The following is a 17740-nucleotide window of genomic DNA, read 5'->3' as shown; positions in this document are numbered from 1 at the left end:
AAGAAACCGTGGAAGACATAGAACAAAGTAATGATAGCGAAAACAACTAGACAATTTCTAAACAATGGCCTATTCAGGCTAGCGGAATTGTATCCGCTTTCATTCGTGCGCCTATGGTGCAATTCGTGTTTTATTTTGTACGGCTCAGCCATTTTCCATATTGAGGAAGTTTTCCTTGTGATACGTTCTAGGAAGGCATTTTGCCTGCATGTGTCACAAATTGAAAAAGGAGGAGACTCAAATGAGAAAATGGTTTCTCTCAGTCCTGATCTGGGGCGGGATTGCTGCACTGGGCGCTGTTGGTTTTGGGATCATCGCGCTCACTCGTGGTGAATCCGTCAACTCGTTCTGGTTGCTGACAGCCGCTTTTTGCACTTATGCCGTCGCTTATCGTTTTTACAGCCGTTTTATCGCAAAGAAAATCATGGGTCTAGATGATAACCGAGCAACACCTGCCGAAGTGAACAACGACGGTAAGGATTTCGTTCCGACGAACAAATGGATCTTGTTTGGGCATCACTTTGCCGCGATTGCGGGGGCGGGCCCACTCGTAGGTCCGACGCTGGCAGCCCAGATGGGATATTTGCCGGGAACACTGTGGATCATCGTAGGGGTGGTCATCGGTGGAGCGGTTCAGGACTTTGTCATCCTATTCGGTTCGATGAGGCGTAATGGTAAAACGTTGGGCCAGATCGCCAAAGAAGAGATTGGTCCAGTGGGTGGAGCACTTGCTCTAGTGGGTATCATTGCGATTATGATCATTTTGATTGCTGTTTTGGCGATGGTAGTTGTAAACGCTCTCGCGGAATCCCCATGGGCGACCTTTACGATATTCATGACGCTGCCGATCGCGATCTTGATGGGCTTGTACATGCGTTACATTCGGCCAGGACGGGTCATGGAAGGCTCTATTATCGGGCTCGCCCTCTTGTTCCTGTCGCTTTGGCTGGGTCAGGCAGTAGCAGCATCGCCTACTTGGGGTCCTGCTTTTACGTTCACTAAGGTACAACTGGCCTGGATGATCATCGTATACGGCTTTATTGCATCGGTATTGCCAGTTTGGCTATTGCTGGCACCACGTGATTACTTGAGCTCGTTCTTGAAAGTTGGTACGATTGCGGTTTTGGCGGTCGGGATCATCCTGACGCTACCTCCGCTGCACATGCCGGCGCTGACCAAGTTTATTGACGGTACCGGTCCAGTCTTTGCGGGGAATCTGTTCCCCTTCCTGTTTATTACGATTGCCTGCGGTGCCGTTTCCGGTTTCCATGCTCTTGTCTCCTCAGGAACGACACCCAAGATGATCACCAAAGAATCGCATGCACCATTGATCGGGTATGGCGGCATGTTGATGGAATCTGGCGTTGCCATCATGGCGATGATTGCTGCTTGCGTACTTACGCCGGGCGTCTACTTTGCCATTAACTCGCCGGGTGCGGTAATCGGTGCAGATGCAGCGGCTGCAGCTACTACGATATCGAGCTGGGGCTTTACTGTTACGCCTGATCAGCTGACGACGCTGGCTAATGACATTCAGGAGAAAACGATCCTTTCCCGTACGGGAGGAGCGCCGTCGCTGGCGATCGGGATGGCGACCATTTTCTCAGGTGTACTGGGCGGAAAAGCGCTTATGGCGTTCTGGTATCACTTTGCGATCTTATTTGAAGCGGTGTTTATCCTCACCACGATCGACGCGGGTACTCGTGTAGGGCGTTTCATGGTGCAAGACATGCTCGGTAACATCTTCCCGAAAATGAAGCAAACGAACTGGCTGCCAGGCAATCTGATCGGATCTGGGATCATCTCGATCGGATGGGGCTACTTCCTCTTGCAGGGCGTCATGGATCCGCTCGGTGGTATTTATACCTTGTGGCCGCTCTTTGGAATTGCCAATCAGATGCTTGCCGCGATCGCCTTTACCGTGGGGACGACGATCATCTTCAAGATGGGCAAGGCGGCGTACTCGTGGGTCACACTTGTTCCTATGGCTTGGCTCAGTGCAGCGACATTGACAGCTGGATGGCAAAAGCTGTTCCATCCAGATGCGAAAATCGGGTTCCTCTCTCATGCGCAAGCCTTCCAAAAAGCGCTTGATGCAGGGACATTGCCAAAAGGCGTAAAAACAATCGAAGCGGCGCAAAAGATGATTTTGAACGACCAGATCGACGCGGCCGTCTGCGCGATCTTCATGGTCATCACGATCGGGATCATATTGGATGGCGCTCGCTTGTGGATCAATATTTTGAGAGGCAAGCAATATCCGCTGTATGAATCCCCTTATATCCAGTCCAAAGGAAACATCATCGACGGGAAAGGTCACCACGTGGCATGAGACGCAAGTGGAGAACGATCCGAAAGTCCCTACGCGGCGTGAGCTCCGCGATCAAGACCATCTTCGGGATGCCGGACTACGATCGTTATGTACAGCATTGGTATGCGACGCATGCAGCGCCAGGTATTTTTCCGATGACGGAACGGGAGTACTACATGTATGCACTCCGGGAACGTTACGAAAAAGGCGGCGTCACACGGTGCTGCTAGGAAAGGATTGAACCCAACAAAGAGGCCGGGCGCTCCCCGACCTCTTTTCCTTGTACAGATAAGAATTTATAAGAATCTTATCCAGTATAAGTGCAACTAAGGCTCCGCCAAAGGCTTAGCGTAGCCTAGTTTTCTAACGAGGGACTGCATGCATCCCCTGTTTCAGTGTGGTGTAACCACAGGTAAAGTATGGTACACTAAACAAAAAGTCATGTTTTAGGTGGCGATATGCGTGCAAGAACCATCACTGGCGGAACTAAAAGAGCTGGCTCTGCAATGCGCCCGATCTGCGGGTGAACTGAGTCTCAAGAGAATGAAAGAGCCGTTTACTGTTGAATACAAAACTTCTGCCTCCGACCTTGTCACTGCTGTTGATAAAGAAGTGGAGAAGCATGTGATTCATATGATCCTCGAGCGCTTCCCTAATCATGGGATATTGGGAGAAGAAAGCACGTTTAAAGGGGATTACCATCAATGTGATACACTGTGGGTCATCGATCCGATTGATGGAACCACAAACTTTGTCCATCAGCAGATCAACTTTTCCGTGTCCATAGCAGTGTACCACAAGGGTGAAGGACTTATTGGAGTGGTGTACGACCCTTCCCGAGATGAGCTTTTCTACGCCGTGAAAGGCGAGGGAGCTTTTCTCAATGAACGTCCGTTGCGTCTGGAAAGGGTAGTGACCCTGGAGGAAGCTCTTCTGTGTACAAGCGTTTTTTGGAATAAACGCGCCGAACAAATGGGCATTGACCAGATCGTCAAAAAGCTGGCAGGAAAAGTGCGGGGAATGCGTTTGCTAGGAAGTGCAGCACTGGAAATGTCCTATGTCGCTGCAGGCAGATTGGATGGCTATGTGAGTATGTCCCTGAACGCTTGGGATTTTGGCGCTGGACGAATCATCGTCGAGGAAGCTGGCGGCAAAGTCACGACGATGATGGGGACTCCACTGCCGTTTGATCAAAAAAGCAGTGTGATGGCTTGCAATCCGGCATTTTACGAAGAACTGCAGCATTACCTGAATTTGACTGACAGTACAGAAATGGGATCGTAAACGATAATAGACCTGCTGGATGCACCTTCCAGCAGGTTTTTGTTTTACAGATAAGAATATATGAGATTCTTATCCAGTATAAGTGCAGCTAAGACTCCGCCAAAGGCTTGGCGTAGCTAAGTTTTCTAATGAACTCCTCTTGAGACGGAGAGTTGCGTCAGAGGGGGAGAAGTGCATATGCTAGGGGAAGCGGTTTCTTTTTGATGTGAGGTGAGATCATGAATTGGACAAAGCTTGTCTCACAGGAGGGAAAAAGAATGACAACTGCTCCCTTGATCGAGGAAAGCATCCGGATGATATTGCAGCATCAGGCAGAGAGCGGGGCCTACATCGCTTCACCTGCCTTTCGACCTTATCAATATGCATGGCTGCGCGATGGTACATTTACAGCGTATGCGATGAATCGTGCAGGGCAACATGACAGCGCGCGTCGTTTTTATCAATGGTGTGATGGCGTCGTGCAGCGATACGCGGACAAAGCTCGGAATGCCATTGCAGCTGTACAAGCGGGAAAAAGGAGCGGGGGCAATGAGCTGTTTTTGCACACACGTTATACGCTGGACGGTGCAGAAGTGGCAGGTGAATGGGGCAGCTTTCAACTCGATGGGTACGGTACCTGGCTGTGGGGGCTATCCGAGCATGTGCGACTCAGCGGGGACAAAGGGCTCGTCCAGGAACTTCGACCTTCCATCCTTTTGACACTGGATTACTTGCGAACATGCTGGCAACTTCCCAATTTCGATTGCTGGGAGGAATGGGGAGACCGTCAGCATCCAGCGACGATGGCCGCTATCTATGGCGGGATTCAGGCGATGGTAGAGCATCTACCAGAACGTGAGGAAGAGCTCACTCAATTAGGGGAGAGCATTCGCCAATTTGTCTTTACGAATGGAACGGCAGACGGCCAGTTCATCAAATCGCTAGGCGAATCAGCTGTGGACGCCAGTCTGCTGTGGATATCCTTGCCGTTCGGGTTGGCAAAAGTAGAGGATCCAGTCATGGTAAAAACCGTAGAAGCAATCGAACGTGAGCTTCTTTCTGGCCAGGGCGTTCACCGTTATGCGGCAGATACGTACTACGGCGGAGGGCAATGGCTATTGTTGTCGGCATGGCTCGGCTGGTACTACGTGCAAACAGAAAGACGGACTGAAGCACACACCATCCTCGAATGGATTGCGTCGCAGAGGCGACCTGCTGGTTTGCCAGAGCAAGTGCAAGCTCACCTTTTATCTCCAGCGTCCTATCCGCCATGGGTAGAGCGTGAAGGACAACCGGCTGTACCACTGCTCTGGTCTCATGCCATGTATCTCGTACTGGCAGCAGAGCTGCATCTGCTAGAGGAATCGTAAACCCATACGCCCAGTAAAGCAAAAACAAAACGCGGTCCCCATCCAGCGGGCCGCGTTTTGTTGTGAGGAATAAAATGACTGCGATGGCAAATAGTAAATGAGGCGTACGAAAGCGACATTCATAACTATTGGTGGCGGGGAGCGATGAAATTTGGCGGAATCAGGGCAAACTCATCAAGGCAAGGTTCGGCATCCGCCAGGGCTGTACTTGCTGTTTTTCACAGAAATGTGGGAGCGCTTTAGCTATTACGGCATGCGAGCACTATTGACGCTGTATTTGACCACTGCGCTGATCAGTGGTGGGCTCGGTTTTGAGAAGAGCACAGCGATGAGCATCTATGGTTTCTTTACTGGTGCCGTTTATTTTACTCCTTTGGCAGGAGGCTATTTGTCTGATCGATACATAGGTAGAAGGCGCGCGATTACCATTGGCGGTATTTTAATGGCCTTGGGTAATTTCATGCTGTTTGCAGTCACGAACACAACCGGGCTCTATATGGGATTGGCATTATTGATCATCGGGAACGGTTTTTTCAAGCCTAATATTTCAACTCTTGTAGGGGAGCTGTATCCAAACGACGAAGGCAGAAAAGATGCGGCGTTTACTATCTTTTACATGGGCATCAACATCGGGGCTTTTTTTGCCCCATTGATTTGTGGTTACTTGGCAGAGGATTTGTTCAAGACGACGGTGGATGGCGTCGATCATTTTGGTTTTCGCTATGGCTTTCTGGCTGCGGCGATCGGCATGATCATCGGACAAGCGATCTACAACGGCATCGGAAATCGCTACTTGGGTGACATCGGCAAGGTGACGGTCAGAGCTTCATCTGGCAATCAGGGCAGCGGAGACGTTTCTCAAGCACCATTAACCTCCAAAGAAAAGCAACGAACAGCGGTCATCGTCATCATTACTTGCTTCGTTATTTTTTTCTGGGCTGGTTTTGAACAGGCGGGGAGCTCGCTGACTTTGTACGCAGACAAGTTTGTGGACAAGCATTTCTTTGGGTGGGAAGTGCCTACCTCATGGTTCCAATCGCTTAATCCATTCTTTATCGTTGCACTTGCGCCTGTCCTGTCTGCATTATGGATCAAGCTGGCATCTACAAAGCGAGGGGACCTGAGTATTCCCGTGAAAATGTCATGCGGGATGATCTTGCTCGGCCTCGGCTATATGGTGTTGATCATAGCAGTGTTGCAAACGGGAAGTGACGAAAACAACATCGTCGCCCAGTCCAACATCATGTTCATCATCGTCACTTATTTACTCCACACGTTAGGGGAGCTTTTCCTCTCTCCAGTAGGGTTGTCAATGGTGAGCAAGCTGGCTCCGCTTAAATTGGCGTCCTTGCTGATGGGGGTTTGGCTGGCGAGTACGGGAGTGGCAAATATTCTCGGGGGTTATCTGGCTGCTTTTACGCAGTCACTGGGCTACTTCGAAGTATTTGGTCTCATCGGGCTCTTGGCGATTGTGATGGGGCTGATCCTGCTGATGCTGTCGAGAAAGCTGGAACGGATGATGGAATAGAGGAAAATCTCGCGTCGTTCTCAGAGGGAAGATTGGTCAGCTAGTGGCCGATCTTCCCTCTCCTTTCTATTTTGGAGGCCGACTCGGATCGTCGCGAGCAAAACACCGCCTAATGTGACGATGCCACCGACAATCGACAGGAGAGTGGGGACTTCCCCGAGCCATATCCACGCGATTCCAAATGCGAGCGCAGGCGTCAGGTAAAGGGAGCTGGTTGCCTCTGAAGCACCCACTCTCGATGTGACGTACGCGAGCGCGAGATAAGCGATCACCGTAGGAAAAATACCCAGGTAGAGCACACTGAGGGTGACTTCTGTCGGTGCCTGGATGATGGCCTCTCCCAGTCCAGGCAAGGAGTAGAGCATGAACAAGGTTCCGCCCCAGATCGTATAAGCGGTAAACGCGAGAAAACCGTATTTTTCTACATAATTTCGCTGAAAGGCAAAGTAGAGGCTCTCAGAAAAGGAAGCCAAGAGGATTAAGAATATTCCGCCATTCCATTGGAAAGGTTCGCCGGTTCCCAATGAGCTGATTGTCACTCCAATAAATCCGAGCATAGAGCCTAGCCAGCCGCGAAGCCCGAACCGTTCGCGAAAAAACAGCAGAGCGAGTATCGAAGCAAAGAGGGGTGTGGTCGATACAAAAAGACTGGCAACTCCTGCGCTAATCGTCTGCTCCCCGTAGTTCAGCGCAACGTGGTACACAGTAAAGCCTAACCCGCCTAATAGCAACAAGGCAGGAATATCCTTTGGTTCAGGCATGCGGATACGAAAGAAGATAGCAAAAATAACAAGAAGCACAGATCCGATGAGAAAACGCAGCAAAGAGAGCTGATCGGGCGAATACGCTTCCAGGCCCACCCGGATCCCGGGAAATGCCGAAGCCCATATAACGATGGAGATGAATTGAGCCATGACTACGCCAAGCTGAGACTGTTTCTTCATATCGTCTTGTCCTTTCTGTGAGAAAAACCAACCGATTTCAGATGCCATACAGCTGTTGTTTTCATCTTAAAGACGAATTGATAAAATAGCTTCAACCAGTTGCACAGAACAAAACCCAACCACTTAGCCTAGGATCAGATCGACGAGGGGATGTAGGAAGATGAGCAGAAACGGGACAGGAACAGTCAAACAGCCGCCAAAATACAAGCAGATTATCGTCTACATCAAAGAGAAGATTTCCGCGGGTGAATGGCCGATCGGAAGTGTCATACCCAGCCAGCGTGAACTGGCTACCATGTTTGGAGTCAATCGAAGCACAGTCATTACTGCGCTGGAAGAGCTGATGGCGGACGGGCTGATCGAGGGAAAGATGGGGATGGGGACAGTCGTAATCAACAATACGTGGATGCTGCTTGCTACCAATCCGCCTCCCGACTGGAATGAGTATGTACAATCCGGCAATCACAAGCCGAGTCAGGCCGCGGTTCAGGAAATAAATCGGGACGAATCCAATCAGAGCTTCATCCAGCTTAGCAAAGGTGAATTATCTCCAGACATTTTTCCGCTGGAGACGATGAAGGGTGTCTTGCGACGGGTGACAGAGAATCTGGGGACTTTCGGTTACGAAGAGCCAAGAGGGTTTCTGCCTTTGCGCCAAGCCTTGAGTGACTATGTCAAAACATTTGGGATCGACGCCTCACCGTCTTCGATTCTGATCGTATCCGGGGGATTGCAAGCGCTTCAGCTCATTTCGGTTGGGCTACTGCACCGGGGATCCACGGTCCTGTTAGAGAGACCATCCTATTTGTACTCGTTGCATCTGTTTCAGTCAGCGGGGATGAAGCTGTCAGGTCTGCCGATGGACAAGCAAGGGTTGCTTCCTGGTGCGATTACTGCGCAAAAGAAGCAGAAGAAGGGGGATATTCTCTACACGATTCCTTGTTTCCACAACCCGACAGGCTTGCTCATGACTGAAAAAAGGCGCCTTGAGCTCCTGCGCGTCTGTGAAGAGGAACGTCTGCCGATCATGGAAGACGATATTTACCGGGAGCTCTGGTTTGACGAGCCACCCCCTCCGCCGCTCAAAGCAAGGGACAAGCATGGACACGTCTTGTATTTAGGCAGTCTGTCGAAAACGTTGACGCCAGGACTACGGATTGGTTGGGTCATTGGACCGGAGCTTGTCATCGACCGCTTGTCGGATATCAAGATGCAAACCGATTACGGTTCCAGCTCTCTATCACAGCGGGTGGCGGCGGAATGGCTGTCCAGTGGTCTGTACAGCGAGCATGTCCACATGGTGAGAGAGGAACTGAGAGTGCGAAAGGCAGCGGCGCTTCATGCGCTGGAACGGTATATGAACGAGCTGGCGACCTGGCAAATCCCAGTTGGCGGTTTTTTTATCTGGCTGAAAATCAATGCCAAGGTATCCATGCTGGAGCTGTTCAGCAAGGCATCGCGGCAAGGCATTCTCCTGAATCCGGGAAACATCTACGCGCAAGAAACGGATGGTTATCTGAGGCTTTCTTACGCGTATGCTTCCTTGTCGGATCTTGAGCGCGGAATTCGCCAGCTGAGCCAGATCGTCGCCAGCTTGAGCAAATGACAGACGGTTTCTTTACGAGTGGTGAGCTCTCGCGTCGCTAGTAATCTCCATCCCGTTCATGTATTTTTGACTGTGTACGGCAAATTCAGCAGTCAAGGGCGATACGGCCTGCCAATTGCGCACAGCGAGGACGAGCTGTCGGTTGATGGGTGGAGAGAGTGGGATCGCCACTACTTTTGGGATCGTTAACGGGATATACAGCTCAGGCAGGATACTTACCCCGATATACTCCTGGACCATCGTCAGGATCGTGCTGATGTCACCGACTTCAAAGGTAGACTTAGGGACGATCCCATTCTCATGCAGTGTTTTTTTCACACACTCATCCCGGGGCATGATGAAGCAACGCTCCGCGATCTGCGCAAAGGAAAGCTGTGACTCATTGCTAAGCGAGTGAGTCTGAGGGAGAATGACCATCATGCTGTCCTGAATCAAAGGGAGAGTTTGCAGGTCCTTTTCAGGCTGGACGGTAAACCCGATATCTACCACTGAGCTGGCAATCCAGTTATGAATCTCGTCATTTTTCCCTTCAAACAGGATGATCTCCACAGCGGGATACTGTTTGCGAAAGGCTCCAAGCAGTCCGGGAAGTATTCGCGTGGCCACGCTGGGGAGCGAAGCGATGCGCAATGTACCAGTGGCCAGATTGCGCGCTGATGCTGCTTCCTGTGTCATGCAAGCCGTGATCTGAAGGATGTCGCGTGCGTGCTGCAGCATACGCTCACCGATGCTGGTCGGACTAATCCCGCTGCGGCTTCGATGAAATAAGGAGATACCCAATTCCTTTTCCAAACTGTTGATCATCTGGGAAACCGCTGACTGCGTAAACCCGATTTCTTCAGCGGCGCGGGTAAAGCTTCCGGCCTTGGCAGCCGCGAGGAGAACGTGGAGCTGGGCTAACGTCAAAATTGGTCGCCTCCTATCCATTAGATAAAGCTTATGTCATCTATTATAAACCATTGTTTTACTAATGGAATGCAGGAACGTATAGTGAGGTTCATACGAACGAATACGTTTCTACTTTGAAGGAGGTTCCAGCACAGATGCATCCGGAATGGCAAAGAATAGCGAATGAATTTATCCAAGCAACTTCGTACCGAGTGGGAGAGTTGGAAAAAGGCTGGGCGTCACGCTACGATTTTTCAAAAAGACCTGCCACTTATTTGCGATATGAGCAAGCTTTTGTCCGTGTTCCTCTCGACAAACCTGATTTTCCGGCATCGCCCGATCTATGGGAGCTGCTAGGCAATAGACGCTCCAAGCGCAATTTTTTGACGACTCCGATGACGCGAAATGAACTGAATATCCTGCTCTGGGGTACACAAGGAATTACGGCGGATATGGGAGATTACCAATTGCGGACGACACCATCTGCAGGAGCGCTTTATCCTATTGAGACCTATCTGTTGATTAATCATGTCGAAGGTCTGGAAAAAGGATTGTACCATCTCGACGTTGAAAATTGGGAACTCGAGGGACTGCGACAGGAAGATCCTGCGCAAGCCGCTTATTTGTATACGGAAGATCAGGAGATGACGCGACGGGCTGCTGTCAATTTTGTCTGGACTGCAGTCGTGGATCGCACGAAGGAAAAGTACAAGGAACGGGCCTATCGTTATATTTGGTGGGATGCCGGGCATGTCGCGCAGAATCTCCACGTTGTCGCAAATGGATTAGGTCTTGGTGTCAGCACAGTGGGGCACTGGATGGATCGAGAAATGAACAGCTACTTAGGCATCGATGGAGAGTCACACCTGTCCGTTCTCATGGCATCGGTAGGGAAAATTGCAGGCGGGGACTGGTTGAAGGATCGCCGTCCGGAATAAAGAAAAGGATGGGGCTATTACGTATAGCCCCATCCTTTTTTCTTACGTCGTGAGATCAATACCTTGTGCTGCTAGCGTCTCACACAATACCTTTGCCATGATCCCATAACCGAGCACATGAGGATGAAGGCCGTCATCCGCGAGCCCCTCCCGCAAGGTGATTCCATCTGGATCTACGAGGTGGGAATGATAGTCGACATAGATTGCACCTGAACCGGCAGCCATCGTCTTGAAAGACTGATTGATTCGAACGACGAGTTCATTGCGTCTGTGATTAAGAGCATATCGATCCATTCGGGTAGGAAGCAGGGAGCAGACGACCGGACAAATGGCTTGCTCCAACGCTGCCTGAATCATGCCTTCTACATCGCTAGTCACCTGCTGATAAATCTCTTCACTGGTCAAGCGGTCCTCGGGAGAAAAGGCGTCCAAGGCCCATGTATTATTAATGCCAATCATGATGATGACGTGACGAGGGCGCAGCTGCAGGACATCAGCGGCAAAGCGTTGGCGAGCATGCGTGGTCGTATCCCCACCAATTCCACGGTTGACGATAGTGCGCGGAGAGTTTTCAAAAAAGGTGGCTAGGTCCCACCAGTGAGTGATGGAATCGCCAAAAAAGACAGAATCGATGGAGCGATCATGATAGAGTAGGGCTTCGTTGTGGAAGTCAAACTCATTTCGCCGCCGATCTGCAGCGGCATTGACACTGAAAAAGCCGGGTCTGATCAGTTGTGGACGTTCCTGATTCACGGAATATCGCCTCCTAGAATGGATTGTAACATGTAGGTAGCAGGTGAAAATGAAAAAATCGTGATAGCTGCTACTTGATTTTAAGGGAAGTAAACGATAACATATGAAAATGAGAACCATTATCAGATGTTCCCGATCCCATTTCATTCCTAGAAGGTGAGCTTATGTCCATATCTAAAGTCATTCGCGAGCGTCGATCGATAAAAAAAGACTATAAACCAGATGCGGTCCCAGAATCATTGGTGCTCGAGCTGCTAAATGACGCCGTCTATGCGCCGAACCATGGTTTGCGTGAACCTTGGCGCTTTCTGTTTATCCCAACGGAAAACAAAGAGACATTTATCGAACGCATGCTTCCCGTGTACGCGATCGAGCAGCAACAAACCCGTCGGGAGCTGTTCAGTGCTCCTGCAGCCTATTTGATCGTGATCATGAAAGAGGACCCACGTCAAAAGCAATGGGAGGAAGATTTCAGCGCTACCTGTGCGATGATCCAAAACTTTCAACTGCTTGCTTGGGAGAAGGGTCTTGGCGTCGTATGGAAAACGAATCCGCATAACTGGGATCCAAAAGCTCATCAGGTGCTGGGTGTTGCGCCAGGAGAGAAAATCGTCGGATTCTTGCACCTCGGATTCTTTGAAGAGGATTCTGTACCGAAGCCGGGTCCTCGTACACCGGCTGAGAAAAAATTCACTCGATTTGAATAGAAGGAAGCGAGCTCTCCGCTGGAGGGCTCGCTTTTTTTATTTGTCATTTCCTTTTTATGAAAAAAACCCGCCCGATCTAGAAGGGGGCTATTCGGGCGGCAAATGGAGGACGATATGTCCATCGTAGGGTCTGACAATCCCATGATAGTCCATGGATGTTAAGGAACAGTAGAGACAACATGAAGCATTTGTTAATTTTTAGGCCTGACGGGCAAGCACCTGTTTTTTAAAAATTTGGGAATTGAGATAGACAGGCATCCATACGGTCATGACTGGATTTTCATATGGTGTGATAGAAGCGCTGTGTTGATAGACAGTTGCTGATATCTGCAGGAAAGGGGAGAGGTCACGATGGGATTTGGTTTTGGCTTCGGTAATGGCGGTTTTCTGTGGATCATTCTTATTATTGTTCTGATCGCTTGTTTCTGCGATGACTAAGGTGGATTTATAAAAAAGAAGACTCTGAGCCGATAGGGGCGTAGAGTCTTTTTTCTTTCAGGTGTATTCGTGAACTTACTTCAAATGCTGCAAGAATTGACGGGTACGATCTTCGCGAGGCTGGGTGAACAGCTGCTCTGGCTTCCCCTGCTCCACAATGACGCCCTGGTCCATGAAAATGACTTCGTCGGCAACATCGCGAGCAAAACCCATCTCATGGGTAACGACGACCATGGTCATTCCTTCTTGAGCGAGCTCCTTCATTACCTTTAGAACCTCGCCAACCAGTTCGGGATCCAAGGCAGAGGTAGGCTCATCAAATAGCATAACTTGCGGATCCATACCGAGAGCACGGGCGATTCCCACCCGTTGCTGTTGACCGCCGGAGAGCTGGGCGGGAAAGTGGTCTAGCTTATCTCCCAATCCTACCTTTTTGAGAAGAGAAGATGCTTTTTCTCTGGCTTTATCCTTGGTTTCCCTTTTCACCGTGACGGGACCTTCCATGACATTCTCCAAGGCGGTCATGTGCGGGAATAGATTGTAGTTTTGAAACACCATGCCGGTTTGCTTGCGTAGCAAAGGAAGCTGAGAACGCTCTACTTTCTTCGAGAAATCTACCGTGACCTCTCCGATTTGAACGACGCCCTTCGTCGGAACCTCCAAGGCGTTCAGGCATCGGAGCAGTGTGGTTTTCCCGGAGCCAGAAGGACCGATGATCACGACTACCTTTCCTTTGGGAACGTTCAGCGTAATCCCTTTCAACACTTGCAGGTGGTGGAACTGTTTGTGCAAATCAGTGATGGAAATCATTCGAATTCACCTACTTTTATCATACGTATCGGTCCAGCCTGTTCTCCAGTCGATCCTGAATGATAGAGAGAACAAAGCAGATCATCCAGTAGATGAGTGCGGCTTCTGAATATACCAAGAGAGGTTCATAGGTAGAAGCCACGATCTCCTGTGCTTTTCGAAACATCTCAGGCACGAGGATTGCAGCAGCAAGCGAAGTGTCTTTGACCAGACTGATAAAAGAGTTGGACAAAGGTGGCACCGATACACGTGCGGCCTGTGGGAGAATAACCCGCTGCAAGGCTTGGCGATATGTCATCCCGATCGAGTACGCAGCTTCCCATTGCCCTTTGGGGATGGACAAGATAGCAGCTCTGACGACTTCAGAGGAGTAAGCCCCTACGCTGAGAGAGAAGCCTATAATGGCAGAAGGGATCGGATCGATCATCACGCCAATACTGGGGAGACCGAAAAAGATAATAAATAACTGTACGAGCAATGGCGTCCCGCGAATAATCGAGACATAGATGCGCGCGATAGCGACCAATGGCTTGATTCCGGAGATCCGTGCCAAAGCAGTAAAGATGGCGATGATCAGACCGAAGAAAAAGGATGCAATCGCGAGTGTCAGAGAATAGAGCAAGGCTCCTTTCACCAGAGGGAGAAAGGAGCTTTGCGCGATTGAGATCCAACGGTCCAGGCGTTCTGGATTGTCAAAAAAGTTACTGAGAGACATCTGCACCAAACCATTTCTCGGAGATTTTTTTGAGTGTACCGTCTTTTTTCATTTCATCCAGCGCGCTGTTGAAGGCTTCTACAAGCTCCGTGTTGCCTTTGCGGAACATAAAGCCGTTTTCCGCGACATTCGGATCTTTAGCCACGATCTTGATCGGCGTATCTGGCTTTTGCTTCAAGAAGTCCAGGAGAGAGAGGCCGTCGTTGATCGTGATGTCCACGCGCTTGGACACGAGCAGGTCGATTGCTTGGTTAAAGCCTTCTACCCCCACGATCTCTGCACCGTTCTTTTTCGCGATATCGGTCAGGTTGCTTGTGAGCGTTTGACCTGCTTTCAAACCTTTGATATCTTCAAAGCCTTTCACGGTTGTGTTGTCCTTGTGTGTCACGAGTACTGCAGTAGATACTGTGTACGCTTTGGAAAAATCATATTTTTCCTGGCGATCAGGACGAATACCTACTTGGTTTGCAATCACGTCGAAGCGTTTGGAGTCCAAACCTGCGAAAATAGCGTCCCATTGCGTTTCTTGGAAAACAGGCTCTACTCCCATGCGTTTTGCTACTTCCGTCACGACCTCCACATCATAGCCGGTCAGCTTACCAGATGTATCATGGAAGGTGAAGGGTGCATAGGTACCTTCTGTTCCGATCAGGAGTTTGCCATCTGCTTTTACTTTATCCAACAGATTCTTTTCCTTAGGTGCTTCTGCAGGAGCAGGGGTAGAGGCTTGGTGATTATCATGAGATTGGCTTGTCGTTGCAGTCCCGCAACCAGCTAAAGCAAAAACCAGAGTCGAGACAATAGCAGTAAATAATCGTTTTTTCATAACATAACCCCCACTAAACCTATGTGAATTAAATAAGGAACATACTATAAGGGTTGAGTTGTTTTGTCAATGAATTATTTGGAAATATCTTCACCGAACCATTTTTCGGAAATGGTCTTCAGTGTGCCGTCTTGTTGCATCTCATCCAGTACCTTGCTCATCGCTTCAGCCAGATCGGTGCTGCCTTTGCGGTACATGAATGCAGTCGGTTGACCTTCTTCATTTTTTGCGACGATTTTGATAGGTGCATCTGGTTTATGTTTCAAGAAATCGAGCACAGTCAAGTTGTCATTGAGCACGACGTCGACGCGGTTGGTAGCAATCAGGTCGATCGCTTGGTTAAAGTTATCCACAGCCACGATTTCTGCTCCATTCGAGCGAGCGAGGTCCGCGTAGTTGCTTGTCATCGATTGGCCGGCCTTCAGACCTTTAATATCTTTGAAATCTTTCACAGTCGAGTTGCTTTTATTAGTGACCAGAACCGCGTGTGAAACGGAATAAGGCTTGGAGAAGTCATATTTTTCTTGGCGGTCAGGACGGATACCTACTTGGTTTGCGATCACGTCAAAGCGTTTGGAATCGAGACCTGCAAACATCGCATCCCACTGGGTTTCCTGGAAGACTGGTTCTACACCAAGGCGCTTTGCCACTTCAGTCGCTACGTCGACGTCATAACCCGTCAATTTTCCGGATTGATCGTGGAACGTGAAAGGAGAGTATGTACCCTCTGTCCCGATCACTAGCTTTTTATCTGCTTTTACTTTCTCGAGCAATCCTTGCGAAGCAGCTTGGTCAGCAGGCGGTGTTGTGTTATTTGGTTGGGATGATGAACCGGATCCGGATGTACCGCAGCCGACAATACCCAGTAGCATACTTGAGATTAAGGCGGAGAAAATAAGCTTTTTCATTGGATGATCCCCTTTGATGTATTTGAATTTCACTGCTTCATAGTAGAGGCGGAAATACGGTTTGTCAATCAATAAAGTGTTAAATCCGATTTGTTTTATAGGTTTTTATTATCCGCCCAGTCTTCCACCTTAGGATACACAAAGGTGTGGAAGGCTATGTCAGGACCTTTGTCTAAAAAGGTTTTGTGGTTGAGCTTCACAGCGAAGAAGCGTACAATTAGGTACGAATCTCGGCAGTTTGCTTACATAGATGAGCAGATGAGAAAAGGAGTCAAACGATATGTTGAACGACTGGCGTCTATATACAGATGAGAGTGGGATCGAGCAAAAGCACGTCGCTTGGCATGAGGTCCTCAAAGAAATCGCACAGCTGAACGGGAGCTCTCGCACATTGGTTCATGCGGCTTACGGTGATCACGTAGACCTGGTCGTGGCAGGCGGGAATAATGGTCAAGTTCTTGTGCAATGGAAAGAGCATGAGCCGGCTGAGCAGCATTACGTACTCATAACGGACAAGCATCCAGGCGTCATGTCTGCCCTCGTCATCGAAGGCAATGAAGTCACGTTCCCTATTTCGTGGTGCGTGCCATTGGAGCAGGTAGTTCCGCTTTGTGGAGATATATTACGAACGTGTGATAAAGGTGAGCCAGCCGAGCTTCAGTGGCTCCCTGTACAGATGTAGACGGGAGGACGGCATGGAATTTCAGACGTTGACACAATCCATCCTGATTATGGCCGTCATCATCGGTATCGGTAGCCTGATTGGCTATCGACAACCGCTGACGGCCGATTCTCGCCAGCTCGTCATTACGATCATCGTCAATGTCGCGATGCCTTGTATCATTCTGGACGGAATTTTTCGGACCCCGATTGACAGCAATACTTTGACTCAAATTTTTTCAATTTTCATCATTTCCATTCTCTTAAATTGTTTAGGAATCTTAATCGGCTGGGTAGGTGCACGCACCTTGCCCCTCTCTGCGAAAAAGCGTCGGGAAATTGCTATCTTATCTGCGTTGGGTAATACCGGTTTTATTGGGCTGCCGCTGTGTGCCGCTCTTTTCGGACCAAAGGGAGCGCTTCTGGCGGCGATCTTTGACGCTGGGGTAGACGTCGTTTTGTGGACGATTGCTGTGATGATGCTACAAGAGAAAGGGGCTTTTTCGCTCAAAGGCTTGAAGACGATCATCAACATCCCGATGATTGCGATCGTCATTGGTCTGGGCTCTGCCATGATCGGCTTTGCTCCACCTGAACCAGTCAAGCAGCTGTTTGGTACGCTGTCCAAGCTCGCTTCCCCGCTGGCAATGATGTACATCGGTATGCTGCTGCCGATGTTTATGAGAAACAAGCCACAGGTATCCTTGCCGCTCTTGAGCATGCCGATCGCGATGAAATTATTTGTATTTCCTCTGTTGACTGCCTTTCTGCTGTCTGCTTTTTCGATCGACAAAGACATTTCCAGTGTGGCGTTGATCCAGGTGGCGATGCCGACGCTGACGTTAGCTTCCATATTGTTTAGTCGGTACAAGGCAGATGAAGAAATGGGAGCGATGACGACGGTATTTTCGACGCTTTTGGCGCTGTTGACGATCCCTGCCGTTGTGCTGATGGGCAATTGGTTTTTGCATTGATGTAGATAGAATAGACCCGATCTCCGGCAAAGGTGGAAATCGGGTTTTGTTTTCTTAGGAATGAAACGAATAAAAGCACTCGCTAGTCTTACAAGATAGAA

17 protein-coding genes are annotated in these 17740 nt (G+C 49.6%); 10 read left to right on the top strand and 7 right to left on the bottom strand.

Features of this window, described 5'->3' with window-relative positions:
* Positions 1 to 241 precede the first annotated feature (241 nt).
* From AN963_RS11355 to AN963_RS11335, 5 genes are all read left to right on the top strand, one after another.
* Complete coding sequence (locus AN963_RS11355) at positions 242 to 2332, top strand: carbon starvation CstA family protein (protein WP_055744716.1); 2091 nt, start codon at positions 242 to 244, stop codon at positions 2330 to 2332.
* Positions 2329 to 2541, top strand: coding sequence for a CstA-like transporter-associated (seleno)protein (locus tag AN963_RS11350; protein ID WP_055744715.1), 213 nt, complete (start codon positions 2329 to 2331; stop codon positions 2539 to 2541). The genes AN963_RS11355 and AN963_RS11350 overlap by 4 nt, the downstream gene beginning before the upstream one ends.
* Positions 2542 to 2773: 232 nt before the next feature.
* Positions 2774 to 3595: an inositol monophosphatase family protein gene (locus AN963_RS11345; RefSeq protein WP_055744714.1), complete on the top strand. Its 822-nt coding sequence runs from the start codon at positions 2774 to 2776 to the stop codon at positions 3593 to 3595.
* Positions 3596 to 3852: 257 nt separating this feature from the next.
* On the top strand, positions 3853 to 4944 hold the full coding sequence (locus AN963_RS11340; protein WP_055744713.1) for a glycoside hydrolase family 15 protein: 1092 nt from the start codon (positions 3853 to 3855) through the stop codon (positions 4942 to 4944).
* A 151-nt stretch (positions 4945 to 5095) separates the two neighbouring features.
* Positions 5096 to 6472 carry a peptide MFS transporter gene (locus AN963_RS11335; protein WP_055744712.1) on the top strand — a complete coding sequence of 459 codons (1377 nt, stop codon included), beginning with the start codon at positions 5096 to 5098 and terminating at the stop codon, positions 6470 to 6472.
* Between the two features lie 20 nt (positions 6473 to 6492).
* On the opposite strand, the gene AN963_RS11330 is transcribed toward AN963_RS11335, so the two are convergent.
* Positions 6493 to 7416 carry a DMT family transporter gene (locus AN963_RS11330; protein WP_055746256.1) on the bottom strand — a complete coding sequence of 308 codons (924 nt, stop codon included), beginning with the start codon at positions 7414 to 7416 and terminating at the stop codon, positions 6493 to 6495.
* A gap of 160 nt (positions 7417 to 7576) precedes the next feature.
* On the opposite strand from AN963_RS11330, the gene AN963_RS11325 reads away from it, so the two are divergent.
* Positions 7577 to 9022 (top strand): aminotransferase-like domain-containing protein, encoded by a 1446-nt coding sequence (locus AN963_RS11325; protein ID WP_055744711.1) that lies wholly within the window; start codon positions 7577 to 7579, stop codon positions 9020 to 9022.
* A 12-nt stretch (positions 9023 to 9034) separates the two neighbouring features.
* On the opposite strand, the gene AN963_RS11320 is transcribed toward AN963_RS11325, so the two are convergent.
* On the bottom strand, positions 9035 to 9928 hold the full coding sequence (locus tag AN963_RS11320; protein ID WP_055744710.1) for a LysR family transcriptional regulator: 894 nt from the start codon (positions 9926 to 9928) through the stop codon (positions 9035 to 9037).
* A 137-nt stretch (positions 9929 to 10065) separates the two neighbouring features.
* Here AN963_RS11320 and AN963_RS11315 point away from each other — a divergent pair, with 137 nt between their 5' ends.
* Positions 10066 to 10848, top strand: coding sequence for a SagB/ThcOx family dehydrogenase (locus AN963_RS11315; protein ID WP_055744709.1), 783 nt, complete (start codon positions 10066 to 10068; stop codon positions 10846 to 10848).
* 42 nt (positions 10849 to 10890) lie between these two features.
* Here the strand turns inward: AN963_RS11315 and AN963_RS11310 are convergent, their stop codons facing one another.
* Positions 10891 to 11601 (bottom strand): SGNH/GDSL hydrolase family protein, encoded by a 711-nt coding sequence (locus tag AN963_RS11310; RefSeq protein ID WP_055744708.1) that lies wholly within the window; start codon positions 11599 to 11601, stop codon positions 10891 to 10893.
* Between the two features lie 164 nt (positions 11602 to 11765).
* Here AN963_RS11310 and AN963_RS11305 point away from each other — a divergent pair, with 164 nt between their 5' ends.
* Positions 11766 to 12308 (top strand): nitroreductase family protein, encoded by a 543-nt coding sequence (locus AN963_RS11305; RefSeq protein WP_055744707.1) that lies wholly within the window; start codon positions 11766 to 11768, stop codon positions 12306 to 12308.
* A 513-nt stretch (positions 12309 to 12821) separates the two neighbouring features.
* Here AN963_RS11305 and AN963_RS11300 read toward each other — a convergent pair.
* The 4 genes from AN963_RS11300 to AN963_RS11285 all read right to left on the bottom strand — a co-directional run bounded on the left by AN963_RS11300 (position 12822) and on the right by AN963_RS11285 (position 16005).
* Positions 12822 to 13556 carry an amino acid ABC transporter ATP-binding protein gene (locus tag AN963_RS11300; protein WP_055744706.1) on the bottom strand — a complete coding sequence of 245 codons (735 nt, stop codon included), beginning with the start codon at positions 13554 to 13556 and terminating at the stop codon, positions 12822 to 12824.
* A 19-nt stretch (positions 13557 to 13575) separates the two neighbouring features.
* On the bottom strand, positions 13576 to 14271 hold the full coding sequence (locus AN963_RS11295; RefSeq protein ID WP_055744705.1) for an amino acid ABC transporter permease: 696 nt from the start codon (positions 14269 to 14271) through the stop codon (positions 13576 to 13578).
* A complete protein-coding gene (locus AN963_RS11290) occupies positions 14258 to 15097 on the bottom strand; it encodes an amino acid ABC transporter substrate-binding protein (RefSeq protein ID WP_055744704.1) in 840 nt (279 codons plus the stop codon). Before AN963_RS11290 ends, AN963_RS11295 begins: the two co-directional genes overlap by 14 nt.
* A 74-nt stretch (positions 15098 to 15171) precedes the next feature.
* The gene (locus AN963_RS11285; protein ID WP_055744703.1) at positions 15172 to 16005 is read right to left on the bottom strand and encodes an amino acid ABC transporter substrate-binding protein; all 834 of its coding nucleotides are present in this window, start codon (positions 16003 to 16005) and stop codon (positions 15172 to 15174) included.
* A 280-nt stretch (positions 16006 to 16285) separates the two neighbouring features.
* Between AN963_RS11285 and AN963_RS11280 the strand changes: the two genes are divergently transcribed.
* The gene (locus tag AN963_RS11280) at positions 16286 to 16687 is read left to right on the top strand and encodes a hypothetical protein (protein ID WP_055744702.1); all 402 of its coding nucleotides are present in this window, start codon (positions 16286 to 16288) and stop codon (positions 16685 to 16687) included.
* Between the two features lie 13 nt (positions 16688 to 16700).
* Positions 16701 to 17639 carry an AEC family transporter gene (locus AN963_RS11275; RefSeq protein WP_055744701.1) on the top strand — a complete coding sequence of 313 codons (939 nt, stop codon included), beginning with the start codon at positions 16701 to 16703 and terminating at the stop codon, positions 17637 to 17639.
* Positions 17640 to 17740 lie beyond the last annotated feature (101 nt).

The sequence above is a fragment of the Brevibacillus choshinensis genome (assembly GCF_001420695.1).
GTDB lineage: Bacteria > Bacillota > Bacilli > Brevibacillales > Brevibacillaceae > Brevibacillus > Brevibacillus choshinensis.
Note: the sequence above shows the minus strand (reverse complement) of the source record. Positions and strands in the feature narration are given on the sequence as shown.